Source organism: Pelomonas candidula (assembly GCF_043555985.1).
Classification (GTDB): domain Bacteria; phylum Pseudomonadota; class Gammaproteobacteria; order Burkholderiales; family Burkholderiaceae_C; genus Pelomonas; species Pelomonas candidula.
In genome coordinates this window covers 272,701-293,538 of record NZ_JBIGIC010000006.1, presented here as the reverse complement: position 1 = coordinate 293,538, position 20,838 = coordinate 272,701, and the positions used below count along the sequence as shown (strand labels likewise).

Sequence of the window (20,838 nt, the reverse complement as noted above, 5' to 3'; positions counted from 1 at the left end):
TTCCTTCCGGCAGCACACCATGTTCCAGCGCCTGCGCGAAGACATCGCCCTCATCCTGCAACGCGATCCGGCCGCGCGGTCGACGTGGGAGGTGCTGACCTGTTACCCGGGCCTGCATGCGCTGTGGATGCACCGTCGCGCGCACTGGCTGTGGACGCGTGGCTTCAAGTGGCTTGCGCGCTGGGTCTCGCACTGGGGCCGCTTCCTGACCGGCATCGAGATCCACCCCGGCGCCAAGATCGGCCGCAAGGTCTTCATCGACCACGGCATGGGCATCGTCATCGGCGAGATGGCCGAGATCGGCGAGGGCTGCACGATCTACCAGGGCGTCACGCTGGGCGGCACCTCGCTCGTGAAGGGCGCCAAGCGGCATCCGACGCTGGGCCCGGGCGTCATTGTCGGGGCCAACGCCTGCGTGCTGGGCGGTTTCACGGTCGGCGCCGGTGCGCGCATCGGCTCGGGTGCCATCGTCACCAAGCCCGTGCCGGCAGGCGCGACGGCCGTGGGCAACCCGGCCCGCATCATCGAGGCCGCCAGTGACCAGGCCCGCGAGGAGGCCGCGGCCCGAATGGGCTTCTCGGCCTACGGTGTGGCGCACGGCGACGATCCGGTGGGGCAGGCCATGCGCGGCCTGATCGACAGCGCCTCGGGCCACGAGCATCAGATCGCTCTGCTGTGGGAAGCGGTCTGCAAGCTCTCGTCGGAACTCGGCAAGCCGGTGAGCGACTGCGTACCTTGCGACGCCCAGCGTGACGAGGCCTTCGACGCCGCCGAGATGAGCCGGCTCGTCAAATAGGTCTGGCGATGAAATAGGCCGCAGCAAGACGGCTTCTTGCTGCTGACGGGCACCGCCGTCGATGAGAATCGGCGGTTCCGGGCCTGATGTGCCCGCCCCCGACGGCCTGCCTTGCTGCTGCGCGAGTTACGACTTCGGTTCCTTTCTGCCTGGCGACTGGCGCCGGGTCTGGTGCTGGCCGCCGGCCTGGCTGCCCAGGCCGCGCCCGAGCCTCGTCAAGACCGCCTGGCCGACATCACCTTCCAGCACGTCAGCCAGGACCAGGGCATGCCCAACGCCATCGCGACCGCGCTGGCCGAGGATGGGCAGGGCTTTCTGTGGATAGGCAGCCCGGGTGGGCTGTCGCGCTGGGACGGCTACCGTTTCCGTGTCTACCAGGCCGACCCGCAACGCGAGGGCTCGCTGCCGGACAACTATGTGCAGGCCTTGCACGGCGATGCGCGCGGCCGTCTCTGGGTGGGCACGACGTCCGCAGGGCTGCTGCGCCACGACCCGGCGACCGACCGCTTCGTGCGCTACCCGGTCGGCGGCGAGCGCGGGCTCAGCCACGTCAGCGTGCGCCAGGTGCAGGACGATGGCGACGGTGGCTTGTGGGTCGTCACCGATGGCGGCCTGGACCGGCTGGACCCGGTCAGCGGCCGCATCGAGCACGCCAGCCGCGGCTGGGCCGCCGCTGCCGGCGACCAGGTGCGTGTGCTGCTGCGCGACCGCCGCGGCACGCTGTGGCTGGGCAGCGCGGCCGGCCTGTTCCGGCGCGAGCCGGGTGCCGAGCAGCTGCAGGCCGTGCCGCTGCGGCCGGGCGCCATCGTCCAGCCCGAGATCCTGAAGCAGGACAGCGCCGGGCGCATCTGGGTCGGCACCTTGCAGCACGGCGTCTTCGTGCTGCCGGACGAGGGCAGGGCGCCGGCGTCGCCGGTACGCGAGGTGGCCATGCCCGACGGGCTGGACCTGTTGAAGGACAGCCAGATCGCCGGCTTGGTCGAGGTACAGCCCGGCGAGATGTGGGTGGCGACGCTGAGCCAGGGGCTCGTTGCCGTGGATCTGGCCCACGGCAGCACGCGCCGCATCCGCCACGTGCCGGCCTGGCCCATGAGTCTGGCGGACAACGCGCTGCGAGGGCTGTACCGCGACCGTGCCGGCCTGATCTGGGTGGCGACCAACCGTGGCCTGAGCCGCCACGACCCCCGTCAGAGCGGCGTGCTGACGCGCTTCGGCGTCACGCCCGACGGTGGCGACGCGCTCGATGCCCGCTTCGTCAGTACCGAGATCAGCTGGATTCAGTCTCTGTCAGACGGTGGCCTGTGGCTGGGCACGCACAAGAACGGCATCGACATCCTCGACGCTTCCGGCGCCCGTGTCGGTGCGCTGCGGCCCGACGCCATGCGGCCGGATGCAGCGCTGCCGGTCGACATCGTGCTGGCGATGGCGCCTGCGCCGGATGGCGGCTTCTTCATTGGCACCAAACGCGGCCTCTATCGCGCGGATGCTGCGGGCCGGCGCGTCGCCCGCGTCGAGCTGGCCGGGCGCGACCCGGCGGCTTCGGTGTGGGCGTTGCTGGCCGATGGCGATGACCTGTGGATCGGCGGCCAGGCCGATGGCCTGTGGCGCTTGGACCTGCGCTCGGGCCGCAGCGCGCCGGTCACGCCGGCCGCGCCCGGACTCAGCGACCAGCGCATCACCGTGCTGGCGCGCGACGCCCGCGCGCCCGGCGTGCTGTGGGTGGGCACGCGGCACGGACTGAACCGCGTCGAGCTGGCGGATCTCGCCGTCACGCAGTGGCTGCCCGGTCCGGTCCAGGTGGGCCATCTGGCGGCCGGCTTCATCACCGCCTTGCTGACCGACGACGGCGGTCGGCTGTGGGTGGGTAGCTACGGCGGTGGCATCGACGTGCTGCCGGCGCCGGGTGACACGGCGTTACGCCGCATCGGCATGGCCCAGGGTTTGCCGGACAGCACCGTCAACGCGCTGTTGCAGGACTTGCAGGGCCGTGTGTGGGCCAGCACCGACAACGGCCTGGCCCGTGTCGACGCGAAGACGCTGGAGGTGCTGGCACTGCGCCGCGCCGAGGGCGTCGTCTTCCCGACCTACTGGACCGGCTCCGCCGCGCGCACGGCCCGCGGCGAGCTGCTGTTCGGCGGCGCCGGTGGCATGACCGTCGTGCGGCCGGAGAAGCTGCAGACATGGGACTACCTCCCGCGCGTGCTCGTTACCGACGTGAAGCTGGGCGGCCGGCCCTGGCCGGTGGACCCGGCCGGTGCCGCGCTGACGGTGCAGCCCGAGGCCAACAGCCTGGCCGTCGAGTTCTCTTCGACCGACTTCTCGGCCCCCGAGCGAAACCGCTTCGCCTTCAAGCTGGAAGGCTACGACGCCGACTGGGTGGCCACCGACGCGTCACGCCGGCTGGCGGCCTACGCCAACCTGCCGCCGGGCGATTACCGGCTGCTGTTGCGCGCGTCCAACCGCGACGGTCGATGGGGCGAGCATGAGTTGGCGATGCCCATCCGGGTGCTGCCGGCCTGGCACCAGACGTGGTGGTTTCGCACGCTGGCTGCGGTGGGGGGCTTGCTGTTGTTGCTGGGCGCCGTGCGCGTGCGCACGCGACTGCTGCGCCATCGCCAGCGTGAGCTGGAGCTCAAGGTGCGCCAGCGCACCGCGGAGCTGGAGACGCTGCACCGCTCGCTGGAAGAGAAATCCGTGCAGTTGCAGATGAGCAGCGTGACCGACCCGCTGACCGGCCTGCACAACCGCCGCTTCCTGACCGACCACATCGACCAGGATCTCGCCGCCAGCCTGCGCCGCGCGCAGGAGACGCGCGCCGCCGGAGGCCAGACGCTGGACACGGACAGCGTCTTCCTGCTGCTGGATATCGACGCCTTCAAGCGCATCAACGATCGCCACGGCCACGCGGCCGGCGACGCGGTACTCGTTCAGTTCGGCGCACGGCTGCGCTCGGTGCTGCGCGAGTCCGACTACCTGGTGCGCTGGGGCGGCGAGGAGTTCCTGGCCGTGGCCCGCGACACCGACCGCGTCCAGGCCGAGGAGCTGGCCGAGCGCATGCGGGCCGTCATCGCCGGTGCGCCGTTCCGGCTCGAGGACGGCGGCGAGATCGTGGTGACCTGTTCCGTCGGGTTTGCCTGCATGCCCTTCGAGCTGGAGCGGCCGCAGGCGCGCAGCTGGCAGCAGGTCGTCAACCTGGCCGACCTCGGTCTGTACGCAGCCAAGCGCTCGGGCCGCAACGCCTGGGTGGGCGTGCACACAGCCAGCGGCCGCGGCGCCATTGGCGCGCGCGTCGTGGGCGGTTTCGGCCTCAGCAGCAATCGCGAGCTGGACGAAGTGGAGGCCGCGATGGGCTCGCCGGCGGAGCCGGGCGCCGTCGTCGGTTAGGCGGCCGGTGTGCGCTGGGCGCTCTTGGGCCTGAAGGCCTTGCAGACCTCGTCGCGCGTTTCGAGGTAAGGCCCGCCGATGAGGTCAATGCAGTAGGGCACGGCGGCGAAGATGCCGCTGGCCTTCTCGTGGCCTGCCAGCGTTTCCGCGATGGCCTTGGGCTGGCCGGGCAGGTTGATGATGAGCGCCTTCCCGCGGATGACGGCGACCTGGCGAGACAGGATGGCCGTCGGCACGAAATGCAGCGAGATCTGGCGCATCTGCTCGCCGAAGCCGGGCATCTCGCGATCGGCCACGTCCAGCGTCGCTTCGGGCGTCACGTCGCGCGGCGCCGGGCCGGTGCCGCCGGTGGTCAGCACGAGGTCGCAGCGCTCGGTGTCAACCAGCTCGATGAGCGCCTGCGAGATGCCGGCCTGCTCGTCGGGGATCAGCCGGGGCACGTACTCGATGGGGTTCAGCAGCGCGCTCGTCAGCCAGTCTTTCAGGGCCGGCAGGCCCTTGTCCTCGTAGACGCCGGTGGAAGCCCGGTCGCTGATCGAGACGATGCCGATGCGGACGGCGTCACTCATCGGCGTCCTCGTCAGCGGGCTCCGCCGCCTCTTCGGGGGCCTCGGACGCCTTGATGAACTGGAACAGCTCGCGGAACGCGCGCCCGCTGCGCTTCTCCGGCACGTTGGCGGCGTCCTTGCGCGCGGCGCGCACGAGGTTGCGCAGCTGCTGGATGTCGACGTCGGCGTGCGCGTTCAGGAACTCCTGCAGCGCGTCGTCGCTGGCCAGCAGGCGCTCGCGCCAGCGTTCGGACTGGTGCAGGCGCAGGCTGTCCTGCGCATGGCCCAGCTTGAAGGCGGCGACGGCCTCGCGCACGGGTTCGGCGTCGATCTTGCGCATCAGCTTGCCGATGTACTGCATCTGCCGGCGCTTGCCTTCGAAGTTGGTGATCTTCTTGGCGGCCTTCAGCGCGTCGTACAGGATCTCGGGCAGGGCCAGCGGCTCCCAGCGCGATTCGGGCAGGGCGAGCAGATCGTCTCCGAGCTTCTGCAGCGCGGTCATGTCGCGCTTGAGCTGCGACTTGCTGGGGCGGTCGAAGTCGTCCTCGGCGTCGTATTCGGGGGTGTTGTCTTGCATCTGTGGACGTGTCGTGCCAGACCTATGATTGTCGCCCACCTCGATTTGCGTTCCATCCATGTCCCAAGCCCAAGACGGTTTCGCCTACAGCCCCGAGCAGTTCCAGCAGTGGATCGAGGATGCCCTTGCCGAGGCGAAGAAACTGGGTGCGAGCGACGCGGGCGCCGAGGTGTCCGAGGGTTGCGGCCTGTCGGTGTCGGCGCGGCTGGGCAAGCTGGAGAACGTCGAGCGCAACCGTGACAAGTCGCTGGGCATCTCGGTCTACCTGGGCCAGCGCCGCGGCAACGCCAGCACGTCCGACTTCTCACCCCAGGCCATCCGCGACACGGTGCGCGCGGCCTACGACATCGCCCGCTTCACGGCCGAGGACGAGTTCGCCGGCCTGCCCGACGAAGCCGACCTCGCGCTGGACGCCGCCGCGCGGCCTGAGCTGGACCTCTTCCATCCCTGGGCCATCGACGCGGCCCAGGCCGCCGAGATCGCGCTGCGCTGCGAGGCCGCGGCGCTGGGCGTGGACAAGCGCATCACCAACAGCGAGGGTGCGGCCGTGTCGGCCCAGCAGTCGCACTTCTGGATGGGTAACTCACGCGGCTTCCGTGGTGGCTATGCGAGCTCGCGGCATTCGCTGTCCGTTGCACCCATCGCCGGCCGCGGCAACGACATGCAACGCGACGCCTGGTACAGCTCCATGCGCGACGCGGCCGACCTGTCCTCGGCCGAGGCCGTGGGCCGCTACGCCGCCGAGCGCGCGCTGTCGCGCCTGAAGGCCCGCAAGGTCGCCACGGCCGAGGTGCCGGTGCTGTTCGAGAGCACGATGGCCATCGGCCTGCTGGGCGCGCTGGTGCAGGCCACCAGCGGCGGCGCGCTGTACCGGCGCACCACCTTCCTGCTCGACAGCCTGGGCCAGGCGGTCACGGCGCCGCACATCGACATCGCCGAGGACCCGCATGTGAAGAAGGGCAAGGGCAGCTCGCCGTTCGACGACGAGGGCGTCGTCACACGTGCCCGCTCGGTCGTGCAGGGTGGCGTGCTGCAGGGCTACTTCCTGTCCAGCTACTCGGCGCGCAAGCTGGGCATGCAGACGACCGGCCATGCCGGCGGCTCGCACAACCTGCGCATGACCAGCCGCGCCACGGCGCCCGGCGATGACCTGCCGACGATGATCCGCCGCCTCGGTCGCGGCCTGCTCGTCACCGAACTGATGGGGCAGGGCGTGAACTACGTGACCGGCGACTACTCGCGCGGCGCCAGCGGCTACTGGGTCGAGAACGGCGAGATCGCCTACCCGGTCCACGAGGTCACCATCGCCGGCAACCTGAAGGACATGTTGCGGAACATCGTCGGCATCGGCGCCGACGAATATTCGATGGGCACCAAGACCGTCGGCTCGGTGCTGGTCACGGGCATGAAGCTGGCAGGCAACTGAAGCCGCCGCCCTATCATCGAAAACCGATTCCACCGAACAACACGAGGAGACCTCGCAGATGATCACCCGCACCTTCAAGCCGCTCGTCGTCGCCGCGTTCATGGCGCTGGCCGGCCTGGCCCAGGCCGCCGACATCAAGCTGGGCGTGGCGGAGGCCTTGTCGGGCGGTGCCGCGCAGTACGGCCAGAGCATCCGCAACGGCTTCCAGCTCGCGGCTGACGAAATCAACGCCGCCGGCGGCATCAACGGCAACAAGCTGGTGCTGGTCGTCGAAGACGAGCAGGGCAAGAAGGAAGAGGCGATCAACGCCTTCAAGAAGCTGATCTTCCAGGACAAGGTGCTGATGCTTTTCGGCCCCACGCTGTCCAACTCGGCCCAGGCCGCCGACCCGATCGCACAGGCCTCCAAGACAGTCGTGTTCGGCACCTCCAACACGGCCGACGGCATCACCTCCATCGGCGACCACGTGTTCCGCAACTCCGTCACCGAGGCCGACGTGCTGCCTGTCACGCTGTCCACCACGGTGAAGAAGCTGGGCATCAAGAAGGTCGCCGTGCTGTACGGCAACGACGACGTCTTCACGAAGAGCGGCTACGACAATTTCAAGAAGGCGCTGGAGGCGCAGAAGATCGCCGTCACGACGACCGAGACCTTCGCCAAGGGCGATGTCGACTTCAAGGCCCAACTGACCAAGATCAAGGCCAGCGCGCCGGACGCGCTGGTGCTGTCCGCGCTGATCGCCGAAGGCGCGCCCATCATGGTGCAGGCCCGCCAGCTCGGGCTGAACGTGCCGGTCATCGGCGGCAACGGCATGAACTCGGTCAAGGTCTTCGATCTCGCCAAGGGCGCGTCCGACGGGCTTTGGATCGGCAGCCCCTGGTCCATCGAGAGCCAGACCAAGGAGAACGGCGCGTTCATCGTGGCCTACACCAAGCAGCACAAGTCCGCGCCCGACCAGTTTGCGGCCCAGGCCTACGACGCGATGTACATCACGGCCCAGGCGCTGAAGAAGATCAAGCTCAGCGGCGATCTTGCCAAGGACCGCGCAGCTCTGCGCGACGCGCTGCCCGCGGTGAAATGGACCGGTGCCACCGGCGGTTTCGCGTTCCGCCGCGCCGTCGACAAGGCCGGCAAGCCGGCCGGCTACGACGCCGAGCAGACCGCCATCGTCAGCGTCACCAAGAACGGCCGCTACGCCATCGAGAAGTAAGCGCGCTCTGCCGCAGCGGCCCGCGGCCCGTCACCGCGGGCCTCCTTTTTTCCAGGCTACCCCGTGCTTGAACAGCAGCTCTTCAACGCCCTCTCGCTCGGCAGCGTCTACGCGCTGTTCGCACTCGGCTTCACGCTGGTCTTCGGTGTGCTGGGCGTGGTCAACCTGTCGCATGGCGCCGTCTTCATGGTGGGCGCCTACGCGGCGCTGCAGGCCGTCACGCGGCTGAACCTGCCGTTGGCCGGCGCGCTTGTGGTGGCCTTCGCGGTGTCAGGCGTTCTGGGCCTGCTTATCGACCTGCTCGTGCTGAGGCCGCTGCGCGCGCGGAACGCGCCGCACCTGATCCCGATGATCGCCACCATCGGGCTGGCCATTGCGCTGAACAGCCTGGCCCAGGGCCTCTTCGGCGCCGAGAACCTGCGCTTCCCGGCCGAGGTGCTGCCGCAGCAGACGCTGAATATCGCCGGCCTGCACGTGACCGTGCTGGAACTGGGCATCATCGTGCTGTCCTTCGGCCTCATGGCCGTGCTGCTGCTGGTGCTGCGCGGCACGCAGCTCGGCCGCGCGCTGCGCGCCATCGCCGAGTCGCCCAAGGCGGCGGCGCTGCTGGGCATCAATGTCGGCGGGCTGTTCATGCTGACCAGCTTCTTCGCCGCCGGTCTGGGCGGCGTGGCGGGCGTGCTGATCGGCCTGTACTCCAACGCGCTGTTCCCGCTGATGGGCCAGCCCATCCTGCACAAGGGCATCGCCGTCATCATCCTGGGCGGCATGGGCGACATCCGCGGCGCGATGCTGGCGGGCCTGTTCCTGGGCTTTGCCGAGGTGCTGTCGGTGGCCTACATCGGCTCGACGATGCGCGACGCCGTGGGTTTCGGCCTGCTGTTCGCCGTGCTGCTGCTGCGGCCCAAGGGCCTGTTCGGTACGACGAACGAACGGAAGGTGTGATGGAAGCCTTCGACAGTTTCTGGGCCGTCTACAGCAACCTGGTGCTCACGCTGGGCACCAACTCGCTGCTGGCGCTATCCATCTACCTGACCCTGTCCTGCGGCATGCTGGCGATGGCGAACGCGGCCTTCATGGGCATCGGCGCCTACACGGCCGCGTTGCTGACGATGAACGCCGGCATGCCGTTCCCGGTCGCGCTGGCCGGCGGCATGGCCGCGCCGGCCGTCGTGGCGTTGCTGATCGGCGGGCCGACGCTGCGGTTGTCGGGCGTCTACCTCGCGATGGCGACGCTGGCCTTCGGCGAGGTGGTGCGCATCTTCATCCTCAACACCGAGGACTGGACCGGCGGTGCGCTGGGGCTGAACGGCATCCCGCCGCAGACCGAGTGGTGGCATGTGTTGCTGGCGCTGGTGCTGGCCTGCGTGGTGCTGGCGCTGCTGCGGCGCTCCAAGGTGGGCCGTGCCTTCGAAGCCATCAAGCTCGACGAGACCGCGGCGGGCCTGATGGGCATCGACGTCAACGCCCACAAGATGCTGGCCTTCGTGCTGGGGGCGATGCTGGCTGGCCTGGCCGGTGCACTGAACGCCCACCTGACCTTTTTCATCGGCCCGAATGAATACGGCTTCGACCGCGGCGTCGAGATCCTGACCATGACCATCCTCGGCGGCATCAACGGTTTGATGGGACCGATCTCCGGCGCTGTCATCCTGACGCTGCTGCCCGAACTGCTCCGCGGCCTCGCGGACTTCCGCAACGTCGTCAACGGCCTCATCCTGGTCGGCATCGTGCTGTTCCTGCCGCGCGGGCTGTGGGACCCGGCGCGCGTGCGCGCACTGCTGGGGCGCAAGGGCTGACGATGCTGAAGCTGCAATCCGTATCGCGCCATTTCGGCGGCCTCAAGGTGCTGCAGGACGTCAGCTTCGAGGTGCCGCAGGGCGGCATCTTCGGCCTGATCGGCCCCAACGGCGCCGGCAAGACCACGGTGGTCAACCTCATCACGGGGCTGCTGCCGCCCACGTCGGGTGACATCCTGTTCAACGGCGAAAGCCTGGTGGGCCGCAAGCCGCATCGCATCACCACGGGCGGCGTCGCGCGCACCTTCCAGAACATCCGCGTCTTCAAGGAGATGACGCTGCTGGAGAACGTCATCGTCGGCATGCATGGCCGCCTGGGCTACGGTGCGGCGGGCCTGCTGCTGCGCCTGCCCAGCTTTCGTGCCGCGGAGCACGCCGCGCGCGAGCGTGCCCGCGAGCTGCTGTCGTGGATGAAGCTGGACCACAAGGCCGACGACATCGCCGACAACCTCAGCTACGGCGAGCAACGCAAGCTCGAACTGGCGCGCGCACTGGCCACCGAGCCCAGGCTGCTGCTGCTGGACGAGCCCGTTGCCGGCATGAACAGCACCGAGAAGACCGAGCTGATGGCCGAGATCCGCAACATCCAGACGCGCGGCTACACCATCTTCATGATCGAACATGACATGCGCTTTGTGATGGGCTTGTGCGAGCACATCGCCGTGCTGAACTTCGGCCGCATCATTGCCCAGGGCGGGCCCGACGCGGTGCGCAACGACCCGCAGGTCATCGAGGCCTACCTGGGGCGGGATGACGAGGAGGTCGCGGCATGAGCGGTCAACCCCTGCTCAGCGTTCGCGACCTGACCGTCAACTACGGCCACGTCAACGCCGTGCGCGGTATCGACCTCGACCTGGCCGCCGGCGAGATCACGACGCTCGTCGGCGCCAACGGTGCCGGCAAGTCGACCACGCTGATGGCCCTGTCGGGCCTGGTGAAGAAGGCCGGCGGCAGCGTGCAGTTCGACGGCCGGGACATCACGTCGCTCGCGCCGCACAAGATCGTCGCCAGCGGTCTCGTGCAGGTGGCCGAAGGCCGCGCCACGCTGACGACGCTGAGCGTGCGCGAGAACCTGGAGCTGGGCGCCTACACGCGCAGCGATGGCGCCGCGGCTCGTGCGCGCGACATCGAGCATGTCTACTCGCTGTTTCCGCGGCTGGCCGAGCGTGCCGCGCAAATGGCCGGCAGCCTATCGGGCGGTGAGCAGCAGATGCTGGCCATCGGCCGCGCGCTGATGGCCAAACCGCGCCTGCTGCTGCTGGACGAGCCGTCGATGGGCCTCGCGCCCATCATCGTGCAGGACATCTTCCGCACGCTGCGGCGCATCAACGCGGAAGGGCTGACCATCTTCCTCGTCGAGCAGAACGTGAAGCAGGCGCTGAAGCTCGCGCAACGCGCGTACGTCATCGAGAACGGTCAGGTGGTGCTGCAGGGCAGCGGTGCCGAACTGCTGGGCGACCCGCGCGTGCAGGCCGCCTACCTCGGGCACTGAGACACGACCGAGCGCAGTGCCTGCGCACTGCGCGACGCGTGTCGAAGGACGGGCGCCATGCAGGGCGCCCGGCATGACTCAGCCGAGCTGCTGCGCCTGGACGAACAGGCGCGTCGAGCGTGCGCCCGAGCGGCAGAAGACCAGCAGCGGGCGCGGCAGTTCTTCCAGCAGCTTTGCGAACGCCGCGATCTCCTCAGGCGACTGGTAACCGCCGGCCACCGGCAGGTGGCGGTACTGCAGGCCGGCCGCCTCAGCCGCGGCCTGGATCTGGGCTGAAGTCGGCTGGTCCGGGCCATGCTCGAAGTCGGGCCGGTTGTTGACGACGCTCTTGAAGCCCATCGCCGCGGCCTCGGCCATGGCTTCGGGCGTCAGCTGCGGTGCGGCGCAGATGTCGGGGGCGATGGCTTGCAGCGGCAGGCTCATGGAGATCTCCTTACTTGGCCAGAGCGGCCTTGACCGCGGCCGACACGGTGCTCATTTCGGCCGAGTTGCCCAGGGCCGCCTTGGCGGCAGCCATGACCTTGCCCATGTCGCCCGGGCCGCTGGCTCCGAGCTCGGCAACGATGGCGCCCACCTTCTCGGCCACGGCCTCGGCGGACAGGCGATCGGGCAGGTAGACCTGCAGCACGGCCAGCTCGGCGGTTTCCTTGGCAACGAGGTCGTCACGGCCGGCGGCGGTGAACTGGCTGATGGAGTCCTTGCGCTGCTTGATGAGCTTGTCGACGATGGCGACCAGGGCAGCGTCGTCGACGACGACGCGCTCGTCCACTTCCTTCTGCTTCACGGCAGCCAGCAGGCCACGGATGGTCAGCAGGCGGTCGGCTTCCTTGGCGCGCATCGCGGCCTTCATGTCTTCGGTGATGCGGTCTTTGAGGCTCATGGGAAATTCCGGTTCGAAAAGACAAAACCCGCGACAGCGTCCTGTGGCGGGTTTTGGAGTTCACCGGAACTGCTTTCTCAAACAGGTTCCGGGTCGCGTCAGGAGCCGATCAGTACAGCTTCTTGGGCAGCTGCATGCTGCGCACACGCTTGTAGTGGCGCTTGACGGCGGCGGCCTTCTTGCGCTTGCGCTCAGCGGTGGGCTTCTCATAGAACTCGCGGGCACGCAGGTCAGTCAGCAGGCCCAGCTTTTCGATGGTGCGCTTGAAGCGACGCAGTGCGACGTCGAACGGCTCGTTTTCCTTGACGCGGATGGTGGTCATGTATTTCCTTCAGATTGCGCTCGGTGTTCGCGGCTAAGTTTCAGCAGCAGGTTCCGGATTACTGCGTCACCTAGTGAATCAGCGAATCGACGCGCGGGGTTTGCCAGCAAAGCCGAGGATTGTAGCCGGGAAATCAAGGACTTGCCAATATTTGCTCAGGCGGCTGCTGAAGCCGCCGCCATGGCCTCTGCACAGGCGGCTGCGCTGGACCATGCCCATTGGAAGTTGTAGCCCCCCAGCCAGCCGGTCACGTCGACGACTTCACCGATGAAATGCAGGCCCGGCACCCGCTTGCTCTCCAGCGTCTGCGAGCTGAGGTCCTTCGTGCTGACCCCGCCGCGCATGACCTCGGCCTTGCGCCAGCCTTCGTCACCGCTGGGCGTCAGTTGCCAGTCGTGCACGCTGCGTCCCAGGCGTTGCAGGTCGGCATCGCGGCATTCGGGCATCGGGCGTGAGGCGTCCAGCTTGGCGCGTTCCAGCCAGGCGGCGGCCAGGCGTTGCGGCAGGCGGGCGGCGAACTCGTTGCCCAACTGGCGCCGCGAGCTGGCCTTGGCGTCGACCAGCTCCTTGTCCAGCTTCAGCTCGGGCGCCAGGTTGATCTGCAGCGGCTGGTCCGCTGCCGTCCGGTAGCTGGAGATCTGGAGGATGGCCGGGCCGCTGAGGCCGCGGTGCGTGAACAGCAGATCCTCCACGAAGCGTCCGCGCGCCTTGCCGCTGCCGCACGAGACCTCCACCGGCAGCGACAACCCGGCCAGCGCCGCGAACGGTGCCCAGGCATCGGCGTCGAAGGTCAGAGGCACGAGGGCAGGGCGGGGCTCGACGATGGCGTGTTCGAAGCGCTTGGCCAGGCGCAGGCCCCAATCGCTGGCGCCGATCTTGGGCACCGGCAGGCCGCCGGTTGCGACGACGACGCGTGGCGTCTTGACCGGGCCCTGGCTGGTGTCCAGCTCGAAGCCGCCGTCGGGCAGCGGGTGCACGTCCGCCACCGTGCAAGGCTGCCAGCGCGTCACGCCGCCGGCCTCGCACTCCTTGACCAGCATCTGGATGATCTGCTCGCTGGAGTCGTCGCAGAACAGCTGGCCCTTGTGCTTCTCGTGGAAGGCAATGCCATGGCGCTGCACCAGTTTGATGAAGTCCTGCGGCGTGTAGCGCGCCAGCGCCGAGCGACAGAAGGCGGGGTTTTCGGACAGGAAGTTGGCCGGCCCGGCCTCGCGATTCGTGAAATTGCAACGCCCGCCGCCGGAGATACGGATTTTTTCAGCCAGCTTCGGCGAGTGGTCGATCAGCAGCACGCGCAGGCCGCGTTGCCCCGCAAGGCCCGCACAGAAAAGGCCAGCGGCACCCGCGCCCACCACCACCGCATCGAAACCCTGCATAAACCTCCCTTGAATGGGGCAGCATTCTCGCGGGTCGCGGTGTTGAAACTCGGTAGGATGCTCTCCAAGTGATGCAGCGGGGCTTCTAGGGGGGAGGCCCGATTCGTGGGGTGACCCGGTCTTGATGGCCGCGCAGACGCCCCACTACAGTCCCTTGACACTGGACCGGCCCGGTTCCCCACCGATGGCAAGCGATCGCATCCAAACGATTCCATGAACACGACCGCCGACCCTTCCGCGACGCAGCCTGGCAGCCTGACCGATTGGCTCGCCGGACACGCCGAACTGGGCGGTGAGGCGCTGGCGGGGCTGGTGGCGTTGATCGAGCCGCTGGGCAGTCTGGCCGCGATCAAGGCGGTGGCCAATGGTCGCTACGTGTTTGCCAGCCCGGGGTTGGCGCAGCTGTTCGAACGCGAGGTCGTTGTCGGCCACACCGATGCCGAGCTGCTCAAGCCCGACGAGACCACGGCGCTGCGCCGCGTCGAACAGACCGTCATGGCCCAGCGCCTGCCGGTCGCGTCCGAACACAAGCTGGAGATAAACGGACGCCGCCGCGAGTTCAGCGTCACGCGGCTCGCGTTGGGGCAGGAGTTCCTGCTGTCGGTCTGGCACGAGCGCACCGAGGAACGTCATCGCGAGTCTCATCTCCAGCGCGCGTTGGCGCAGATCGAGCAGCAGCAGAGCGCCATCGAGCAGATCCGCCGCGAGTTGCAGCAGGGGTCCGGGCGGGACGACGTGTCCGGTCTCTACCTGCGCCCGCAGTTCGACGACCAGTTGCTGCGCGAGATCGACCTGTCCTCGCGCGAGCATCGCGAGTTCGCCCTTGTCGTCATCGCGCTGGATGCCTCGCCGGCCGTTGCGGCCCTGGGCGACGAAGCCCAGCAGCGGCTGCTCGAAGGCATCGGCCGCATGCTGCGCGCCAACACACGGGCGATGGACTCGGCCTGCCGCATCGGCGCGCTGCGCTTTGCGGTGCTGTTGTCCGGCGTGGGCCTGGCGACGGCCCATGCGCGCATGGAGCAGCTGCGCCGGCAGTGCGCGGCACAGATCGTCGTGCTGAACGGCCAGGACCTGGGCCTGTCGATCTCGATGGGCGTGTCCAGCTTCCCGCACACCGCGTCGCGCCAGGACGAGCTGATGACCGCCAGCGAGAACGCCGTGCACGAGGCCCAGCGCCGCGGCGGCAATCAGGTGGTGCTGGCGTCCATCGCCTTCGGCTGAATCAGGCGGCGTGCAGCCGCTTCAGCACGGCCTGCCACTCCGCCGGCGTGACGGGCGTGATCGACAGCCGGCTGCCTCGCTCCAGCACACGCATGGAGGCCAGTTCCGGCGCCTCCCGCATCTCCTTGAGGCTCAGCAGCCGCGTCGTCTCGCGCCAGCGCACGTCCACATGCACCCAGCGCGGCGTGTCGGGCTTGGACTTGGCGTCGAAGTAGGGGCTGGCCGGGTCGAACTGCGTGGCGTCCGTGTAAGCCGCGCTGCTGACTTCGGCGAGTCCGGCGATGCCGGGCTCGGGGCAGGACGAGTGATAGAAAAGCACACCGTCGCCTAACTGCATGTCGTCCCGCATGAAGTTGCGCGCCTGGTAGTTGCGCACGCCCGTCCACGGCAAGGTGCCGGCGCGCTGCAGGTCGAGGATGGAAGCCTCGTCGGGCTCGGACTTCATCAGCCAGTAGTTCATCGGCTGATGCTAAAGCGAAGAAGGGTGTCCACCGCAATCCTGGGGGCCGAGATCCTGAACACCCAGGGGTAATCAGGTGGGCGAGGTCAGCCGGACTTCGGGTTCATCTGACGCGAGACGATCACGCCCGTCCGGCATTTTCCAAGCCCTTGCTCATAGAGCATCGGATGAAGGAAATAAAAGCCCCGGGGAAAGCGATGGACGGGGAGGATTCTAAAACCTGCGGCATGTCCCTGCGCGAATGAGGATTGGCGCGCGAAAGGGTGGCTAGGATGCGCGCGCAACACAGCAGAAACATAGGGAGGGGTTCGGATGGAGCAGGCCGATTTCGTGCACATGGTGCGCGTCAGCGAGCAGGCCAGTGCGCATGACAGCAAGGCCTACCGGCGCAGCGTGGCCGCATTCGCGGCGCTGGGTTACGCGTGGGTGGTCGGCTGCCTCGTGCTCGCCACTTGCCTGGTGGCCTGGCTGGTGCCGCAACTGCTGCACGGGCGTTTCCGCTTCGGACTGCTCTGGGGGCTGATCGCGGCTCTGGGGCTGCTGTGGGCCAGCCTGCGCGCGCTATGGGTGCGCTTCGACGCGCCGGAGGGCGTGCTGGTCACGGCGCAGGAGGCGCCCGCGCTGTTCGAGGCGCTGGAGCGCATCCGCAAGAAGATCCACGGGCCGCCCATCCATGCGGTCTACCTGGACGATGAGTTCAATGCCTGCATCCGGCAGACGCCCCGCTGGGGACTGCTCGGCGGTGCGGTGAACACGCTGACGCTCGGGCTGCCGCTGCTGATGGCGCTGGACCGGCAGCGGTTGCTGGCGGTGCTGACGCACGAGTACGGCCACCTGCGCGGCGACCATGGGCGCTTCGCGGCGTGGATCTACCGCACCCGGCTGTCATGGCTGCGCCTGCACGACAGCGTTCGCGACGACGAGAACATCGCGTCGGCGGCGACGCGGGCCTTCCTGAACTGGTACTTCCCGCGCTTCGCGGCCAAGACGTTCGCGCTGGCGCGTCAGGACGAGTACGAGGCCGACCGCATCGCCGGCCGCCTGCTGGGAGCCGACGTGGCGACGGCAGCGCTGGTGGAGATCGAGGTCAAGGGTGCCTGGCTGCAGCAGAAGTTCTGGGGCGACCACTGGCGCACGGCCGCCATGAGCGCCATGCCGACCGGGCCCTTCCAGGCCATGCGTGCCCACCTGAACCAGGCGCCCGCCGCCGGCTTCGCGAGCGAGGCGCTGCGCCAGGCGCTCGCACGCGTCAGCAACCTGTCCGACACCCACCCCAGCCTGCGCGACCGCGTGTCGTCGCTGGGCGGCGAGGCGGTGCTGCCGGAGTGGTCGGGACGCAGCGCGCTGGCACTGCTGGGTGAGCAGGCCGACCGCTGGATCACGCACTTCGACAAGCAATGGTGCAAGGACAACGCCAGCGGCTGGAAGCTGCATCACGCGTGGCTGGGGCGGGTGCAGGAGCGGTTGAAGGTGCTCGCGGCGGCGCGCGTCCAGAGCAATGCCAGCGAGCTGGTCGAGGAGGCATCGCTGCGCCGCCAGCTCGATCCGCAGGCCGACCTGCGGCCGTTGTACGAGCTGGCACTGCAGCGCAGTGCCGAGCATCCGGCCGCGCTGCAGGGGCTGGCGCGGACGCTGGCGGGCGGCGACCGTACGACCTACCTGCAGGTGCTGCAACGCCTGTGGGACGCCGGCGCGGACTACCGCTGGTGGGCGGCGCGCAGCGCCGTCGACGAGCTGGAAACGCCGCGCCCGGATCGGCTGCACGACGCCGCGGCGCTCAAGCTCTGGCGTGAGCGCCGCAAGCGCGCGAAGGAGGGCGAGGAGCGGGCCTGGGAGGAGCTGCGGGACACGCCGTACTTCAGCCAGATCACGCGGCACGACCTGTCTGCCTTCGAGCTGGGCGAGGTGCAGGCGGAGCTGGGGCGTTGCAAGCCCGTGGCCCGGGCCTGGCTGGTCTGCAAGACGCTGCGCGAGTTCCCGCGGCGTCGGGCCTATCTGGCCTTCGTGGAGCTGCCCGGCATGGCGGACGAGGACCGCTTCGAGCTGTGCCGCTGGCTGGAGGGGCACCTGAGCCTGCCGGGGCCGGTGCTGGTGCTCTGGGCGGGCGAGTCGCCCACGCTCGAAGAGATCCGCCGCGGCGCCTTCGAGCCGATCTACTCGGCCATCGGCGCTTAGAGCAACTGGCCGTCGTGCCCGAGTGCCTCGTCCAGGCGCTTGATGAGGGTATCGAGCTCGGGGGACGGCGCGGCGGGTGCGGCAGCAGGCGCTTCGCGTGGCGCTTCGGCCAGTTGATAGGCCAGGTTCAGGGCGGCCAGCACGGCGATGCGCTCGCGTGCCTTGACCTTGCCGGCGTCGCGGATGGCACTCATCTCGCGGTCCACCTGCGCAACGGCGGCGGTCAGCGCGGCTTCGCCGCCGGGCGGGCAGCCGAGCAGGTAGCTCTGGCCCATGATCGTGACTTCCATCTGCTTCACGGCTGCTCCTCCTTGGGCGTTTCGGCGGGCAGGCGTTCGAGCAGTGCTTCCACGCGGGCGCGGGCGGCGCTCAGCCGGGAGCGCAGGCTGTCGCGCTCCTGCGTGATGGCGTTGAGCTGCACCTGCAGCAGCAGGTTGGTGCGCAGGATTTCGTCGTGACGCACGAGCAGGCGCTCAACGCGGTCGGTCAGGTCGGTCAGGCTGGCCATGGGGGAATTTGGATCAGGCGGTCGCCGATTTTAGTTGGCGGCCGTGGTCGCATTCGTTGACGACGGTACAGACGGTGCAAAGCGGCTTGCGCGCCTGGCAGACGTAGCGACCGTGCAGGATCAGCCAGTGGTGGGCGTCGACGAGATACGCCTCGGGCACGCGCTCCAGCAGGCCCAGCTCGACGGCCAGCGGCGTCTTGCCCGGCGCCAGGCCCGTGCGGTTGCTGACGCGGAAGATGTGCGTGTCGACGGCCATCGTTGGCTCGCCGAAGGCAACGTTCAGCACGACGTTGGCGGTCTTGCGGCCGACACCGGGCAGCGCCTCCAGGTCGGCGCGGCTGCGCGGTACCTCGCCGCCGTGCCGGTCGATGAGGATCTGGCAGGTCTGCAGCAGGTGCTTGGCCTTGCTGCGGTACAGGCCGATGGTCTTGATGTACGACTCCAGCCCCTCGGTGCCCAGCGCGAGGATCTGTGCCGGCGTGTTGGCGACGGCGAACAGCCGCTTCGTGGCCTTGTTGACGCCGACATCGGTGGCCTGGGCGGAGAGCAGAACGGCCGTCAGCAGCTCGAACACGCTGGAGAACTCCAGCTCGGTCTGTGGCGCCGGGTTGGCGGCCTTCAAGGTAGCGAAAAAGCGTTCGACTTGGGCGGCGTTCATGGCGTGCATTGTCAGCCGCCTTCAACTCCGCCTTGCACGGGCCCGGGCGAGCGCGGCCTCGATGACGGCGCGCTTGCGGTCGAGCTGGGCCGGGTCGGTGATGTGTGACGCGCCGGCCAAGTCGGCCAGCTTGGCCTCGGCCTTGGCAGCCAGGCGCACGTCGTTCTCCTCGGCCTCGCGGTGGCGGCGGAACTGCTTGAACGTGTAGCGCTCGCGAGCCTCGTCGGCCTGCGGCTGGCTCCAGGCGGCCCAGCCGGTGGCGGTCGTGACTTCGGGCATGGAGATGCAGTCGACCGGGCAGGCCGGCACGCACAGCTCGCAGCCGGTGCACTGGGCGGTGACGACGACGTGCATGGCCTTCGGAGCGCCGACGATGCAGTCCGCCGGGCAGGCCTTGATGCACAGCGTGCAGCCGATGCACCAGGCTTCGTCGATGACGGCGACGCCACGCGTGGCTTCGATGCCGTTGACGGGGTTCAGCGGCAGGACGGGGCGTCCGGTGATCGTTGCCAGCCGGGCCACGCCTTCGGCGCCACCGGGCGGGCACTGGTTGATCTCGGCCTCACCCGCGGCGATGGCGTCGGCGTAGCGGCGGCAGTCCGGGTAGCCGCAGCGGGTGCATTGGGTCTGTGGCAGCGCGGCGTCGATCAGCTCGGCCAGGCTCACGCTTTGCGGCTGCGCGTGGCGCGCTTGGCTGCCGGTTTCGCCGTGGCCTTGGCCGGTGCGGCCTTGGCGGTCTTCTTCAGGGGCGCGGCTTCGTACTTCGCGATGAAGTCGCGCACCTCGGGGTAGACCTTGTCGCGCCAGCGGCGGCCCGAGAAGATGCCGTAGTGGCCGGCGCCGATCGCGTCGTAGTGGTACTGGTGGTCCTTGGCGACGCCCGAGCAGAGATCGTGCGCGGCGCGGGTCTGGCCGGCACCGGAAATGTCGTCCAGCTCGCCCTCGACGGTCAGCAGCGCCGTCGTCTTGATGTCCTGTGGGCGCACGAAGGCGCCATCGACCTGCCAGGTGCCGTTGACCAGCGCGAAATCCTGGAACACGGTCTTGATCGTGTCGAGGTAGTACTCGGCCGGCATGTCCAGCACGGCGTTGTATTCGTCGTAGAAGCGGCGGTGCGCCTCGGCGCTGTCGTCATCGCCGCGCACCAGGTCCAGGAAGTAATCGTAGTGCGACGACAGGTGACGGTCCGGGTTCATCGCGACGAAGCCGGTGTGCTGCAGGAAGCCCGGATAGACCTCGCGGCCGGCGCCAGGGAAGTTGGTCGGCACGCGGTAGATGACGTTGGTCTCGAACCAGCTGAAGCTGCGGTTCATGGCCAGGTTGTTGACGGCCGTCGGGCTCTTGCGGGCGTCGATGGGGCCGCCCATCATCGTCATGCTGCGCGGCGTGTCCTCGCCGGCGCTGGCCATCAGCGAGATGGCGGCCAGCACGGGCACCGTGGGCTGGCAGACGGAGATGACGTGGCAGTCCGCGCCGCCGACCTGGCGGATGAACTCCTGGACATAGCGGATGTAGTCGTCCAGGTGGAAGGGGCCGGCGTCCAGCGGCACCATGCGCGCGTCGGTCCAGTCGGTGATGTAGACCTTGTGGTCCTTCAGCAACTGCTTGACGGTGTCGCGCAGCAGCGTGGCGTGGTGGCCGGAGAGTGGCGCCACGACCAAGACCGTCGGCTGATCCTTCATCTTGGCCAGCACCGCCGAGTCGTCGGTGTAGCGCTTGAAGCGGAGCAGGCGACAGAAGGGCTTTTCCAGCGCCACCAGTTCCTGGACGGCGACATCGACGCCATCGACCTCGACGGTCTTGATGTCGAACTCGGGCTTCTCGTAGTCCTTGGCCAGGCGGTGCATCAGGTCCAGCCCGGCCGACAGGCGCTGTGCCATCGGCGTGTGCGCGAACGGCGACAGCGGGTGGCTGTAGAGCTTGGCCGATGCGGCGGCGAACTCGGAGAACGGGCTCAGCAGGGCGCGCTGGGTTTCGAAGATCTGATACAGCATGGCCGGCCTTGG

At 68.8% G+C, this 20,838-nt stretch carries 22 protein-coding genes; 10 read left to right on the top strand and 12 right to left on the bottom strand.

The features are described from left to right. The first annotated feature begins 19 nt into the window (after positions 1-19). Positions 20-796: a serine O-acetyltransferase gene (gene cysE / locus ACG04R_RS14550; protein WP_394411682.1), complete on the top strand. Its 777-nt coding sequence runs from the start codon at positions 20-22 to the stop codon at positions 794-796. A gap of 111 nt (positions 797-907) precedes the next feature. Next, entirely contained in the window at positions 908-4,180 is a 3,273-nt protein-coding gene (locus tag ACG04R_RS14545) for a ligand-binding sensor domain-containing protein (RefSeq protein ID WP_394411679.1), read from the top strand. Here ACG04R_RS14545 and mog read toward each other — a convergent pair. After that, a complete protein-coding gene (gene mog, locus ACG04R_RS14540) occupies positions 4,177-4,749 on the bottom strand; it encodes a molybdopterin adenylyltransferase (protein ID WP_394411676.1) in 573 nt (190 codons plus the stop codon). The two genes, ACG04R_RS14545 and mog, sit on opposite strands and share 4 nt — an antisense overlap. Continuing rightward, the gene (gene yjgA / locus ACG04R_RS14535; RefSeq protein ID WP_394411673.1) at positions 4,742-5,305 is read right to left on the bottom strand and encodes a ribosome biogenesis factor YjgA; all 564 of its coding nucleotides are present in this window, start codon (positions 5,303-5,305) and stop codon (positions 4,742-4,744) included. Before yjgA ends, mog begins: the two co-directional genes overlap by 8 nt. A 58-nt stretch (positions 5,306-5,363) precedes the next feature. Between yjgA and pmbA the strand changes: the two genes are divergently transcribed. The 6 genes from pmbA (at position 5,364) to ACG04R_RS14505 (ending at position 11,232) form a co-directional block, all read left to right on the top strand. Next, on the top strand, positions 5,364-6,731 hold the full coding sequence (gene pmbA / locus ACG04R_RS14530; protein WP_394411670.1) for a metalloprotease PmbA: 1,368 nt from the start codon (positions 5,364-5,366) through the stop codon (positions 6,729-6,731). 58 nt (positions 6,732-6,789) lie between these two features. Continuing rightward, positions 6,790-7,941, top strand: coding sequence for an ABC transporter substrate-binding protein (locus ACG04R_RS14525; RefSeq protein ID WP_394411667.1), 1,152 nt, complete (start codon positions 6,790-6,792; stop codon positions 7,939-7,941). Between the two features lie 63 nt (positions 7,942-8,004). Further along, positions 8,005-8,886 carry a branched-chain amino acid ABC transporter permease gene (locus ACG04R_RS14520; protein ID WP_394411664.1) on the top strand — a complete coding sequence of 294 codons (882 nt, stop codon included), beginning with the start codon at positions 8,005-8,007 and terminating at the stop codon, positions 8,884-8,886. Then, the gene (locus ACG04R_RS14515; RefSeq protein ID WP_394411661.1) at positions 8,886-9,740 is read left to right on the top strand and encodes a branched-chain amino acid ABC transporter permease; all 855 of its coding nucleotides are present in this window, start codon (positions 8,886-8,888) and stop codon (positions 9,738-9,740) included. Before ACG04R_RS14520 ends, ACG04R_RS14515 begins: the two co-directional genes overlap by 1 nt. A 2-nt stretch (positions 9,741-9,742) precedes the next feature. After that, the gene (locus tag ACG04R_RS14510) at positions 9,743-10,513 is read left to right on the top strand and encodes an ABC transporter ATP-binding protein (protein ID WP_394411658.1); all 771 of its coding nucleotides are present in this window, start codon (positions 9,743-9,745) and stop codon (positions 10,511-10,513) included. Then, on the top strand, positions 10,510-11,232 hold the full coding sequence (locus ACG04R_RS14505) for an ABC transporter ATP-binding protein (RefSeq protein ID WP_394411655.1): 723 nt from the start codon (positions 10,510-10,512) through the stop codon (positions 11,230-11,232). The genes ACG04R_RS14510 and ACG04R_RS14505 overlap by 4 nt, the downstream gene beginning before the upstream one ends. Before the next feature lie 78 nt (positions 11,233-11,310). Here ACG04R_RS14505 and ACG04R_RS14500 read toward each other — a convergent pair whose 3' ends face one another. The 4 genes from ACG04R_RS14500 to ACG04R_RS14485 all read right to left on the bottom strand — a co-directional run bounded on the left by ACG04R_RS14500 (position 11,311) and on the right by ACG04R_RS14485 (position 13,810). Next, a complete protein-coding gene (locus ACG04R_RS14500) occupies positions 11,311-11,655 on the bottom strand; it encodes a TIGR01244 family sulfur transferase (protein WP_394411652.1) in 345 nt (114 codons plus the stop codon). 10 nt (positions 11,656-11,665) lie between these two features. Beyond that, complete coding sequence (locus ACG04R_RS14495) at positions 11,666-12,112, bottom strand: GatB/YqeY domain-containing protein (protein ID WP_394411649.1); 447 nt, start codon at positions 12,110-12,112, stop codon at positions 11,666-11,668. Positions 12,113-12,221: 109 nt separating this feature from the next. Continuing rightward, positions 12,222-12,434, bottom strand: a complete 213-nt coding sequence (gene rpsU, locus ACG04R_RS14490; protein WP_007833691.1) for a 30S ribosomal protein S21 — start codon at positions 12,432-12,434, stop codon at positions 12,222-12,224. Positions 12,435-12,589: 155 nt separating this feature from the next. After that, entirely contained in the window at positions 12,590-13,810 is a 1,221-nt protein-coding gene (locus tag ACG04R_RS14485) for a BaiN/RdsA family NAD(P)/FAD-dependent oxidoreductase (protein WP_394411646.1), read from the bottom strand. A gap of 213 nt (positions 13,811-14,023) precedes the next feature. Between ACG04R_RS14485 and ACG04R_RS14480 the strand changes: the two genes are divergently transcribed. Continuing rightward, positions 14,024-15,031, top strand: a complete 1,008-nt coding sequence (locus ACG04R_RS14480; RefSeq protein WP_394411643.1) for a GGDEF domain-containing protein — start codon at positions 14,024-14,026, stop codon at positions 15,029-15,031. Position 15,032: 1 nt separating this feature from the next. Here the strand turns inward: ACG04R_RS14480 and ACG04R_RS14475 are convergent, their stop codons facing one another. Continuing rightward, positions 15,033-15,491 carry an EVE domain-containing protein gene (locus ACG04R_RS14475; RefSeq protein ID WP_394411640.1) on the bottom strand — a complete coding sequence of 153 codons (459 nt, stop codon included), beginning with the start codon at positions 15,489-15,491 and terminating at the stop codon, positions 15,033-15,035. Between the two features lie 312 nt (positions 15,492-15,803). Here ACG04R_RS14475 and ACG04R_RS14470 point away from each other — a divergent pair, with 312 nt between their 5' ends. Beyond that, positions 15,804-17,666 carry a M48 family metalloprotease gene (locus ACG04R_RS14470; RefSeq protein ID WP_394411637.1) on the top strand — a complete coding sequence of 621 codons (1,863 nt, stop codon included), beginning with the start codon at positions 15,804-15,806 and terminating at the stop codon, positions 17,664-17,666. Here ACG04R_RS14470 and ACG04R_RS14465 read toward each other — a convergent pair. From ACG04R_RS14465 to ACG04R_RS14445, 5 genes are read right to left on the bottom strand one after another with little or no spacing between them, the layout of a single operon-like run. After that, complete coding sequence (locus ACG04R_RS14465; protein ID WP_394411634.1) at positions 17,663-17,965, bottom strand: cell division protein ZapA; 303 nt, start codon at positions 17,963-17,965, stop codon at positions 17,663-17,665. The genes ACG04R_RS14470 and ACG04R_RS14465 overlap by 4 nt on opposite strands. After that, entirely contained in the window at positions 17,962-18,174 is a 213-nt protein-coding gene (locus ACG04R_RS14460) for a DUF904 domain-containing protein (RefSeq protein ID WP_394411631.1), read from the bottom strand. Before ACG04R_RS14460 ends, ACG04R_RS14465 begins: the two co-directional genes overlap by 4 nt. Positions 18,175-18,187: 13 nt before the next feature. After that, positions 18,188-18,832, bottom strand: a complete 645-nt coding sequence (gene nth, locus ACG04R_RS14455; RefSeq protein ID WP_394411628.1) for an endonuclease III — start codon at positions 18,830-18,832, stop codon at positions 18,188-18,190. Between the two features lie 21 nt (positions 18,833-18,853). Beyond that, positions 18,854-19,498, bottom strand: a complete 645-nt coding sequence (gene rsxB / locus ACG04R_RS14450; RefSeq protein ID WP_394411625.1) for an electron transport complex subunit RsxB — start codon at positions 19,496-19,498, stop codon at positions 18,854-18,856. Further along, positions 19,495-20,826, bottom strand: a complete 1,332-nt coding sequence (locus ACG04R_RS14445) for a polyhydroxyalkanoate depolymerase (protein WP_394411622.1) — start codon at positions 20,824-20,826, stop codon at positions 19,495-19,497. The genes rsxB and ACG04R_RS14445 overlap by 4 nt, the downstream gene beginning before the upstream one ends. Positions 20,827-20,838 lie beyond the last annotated feature (12 nt).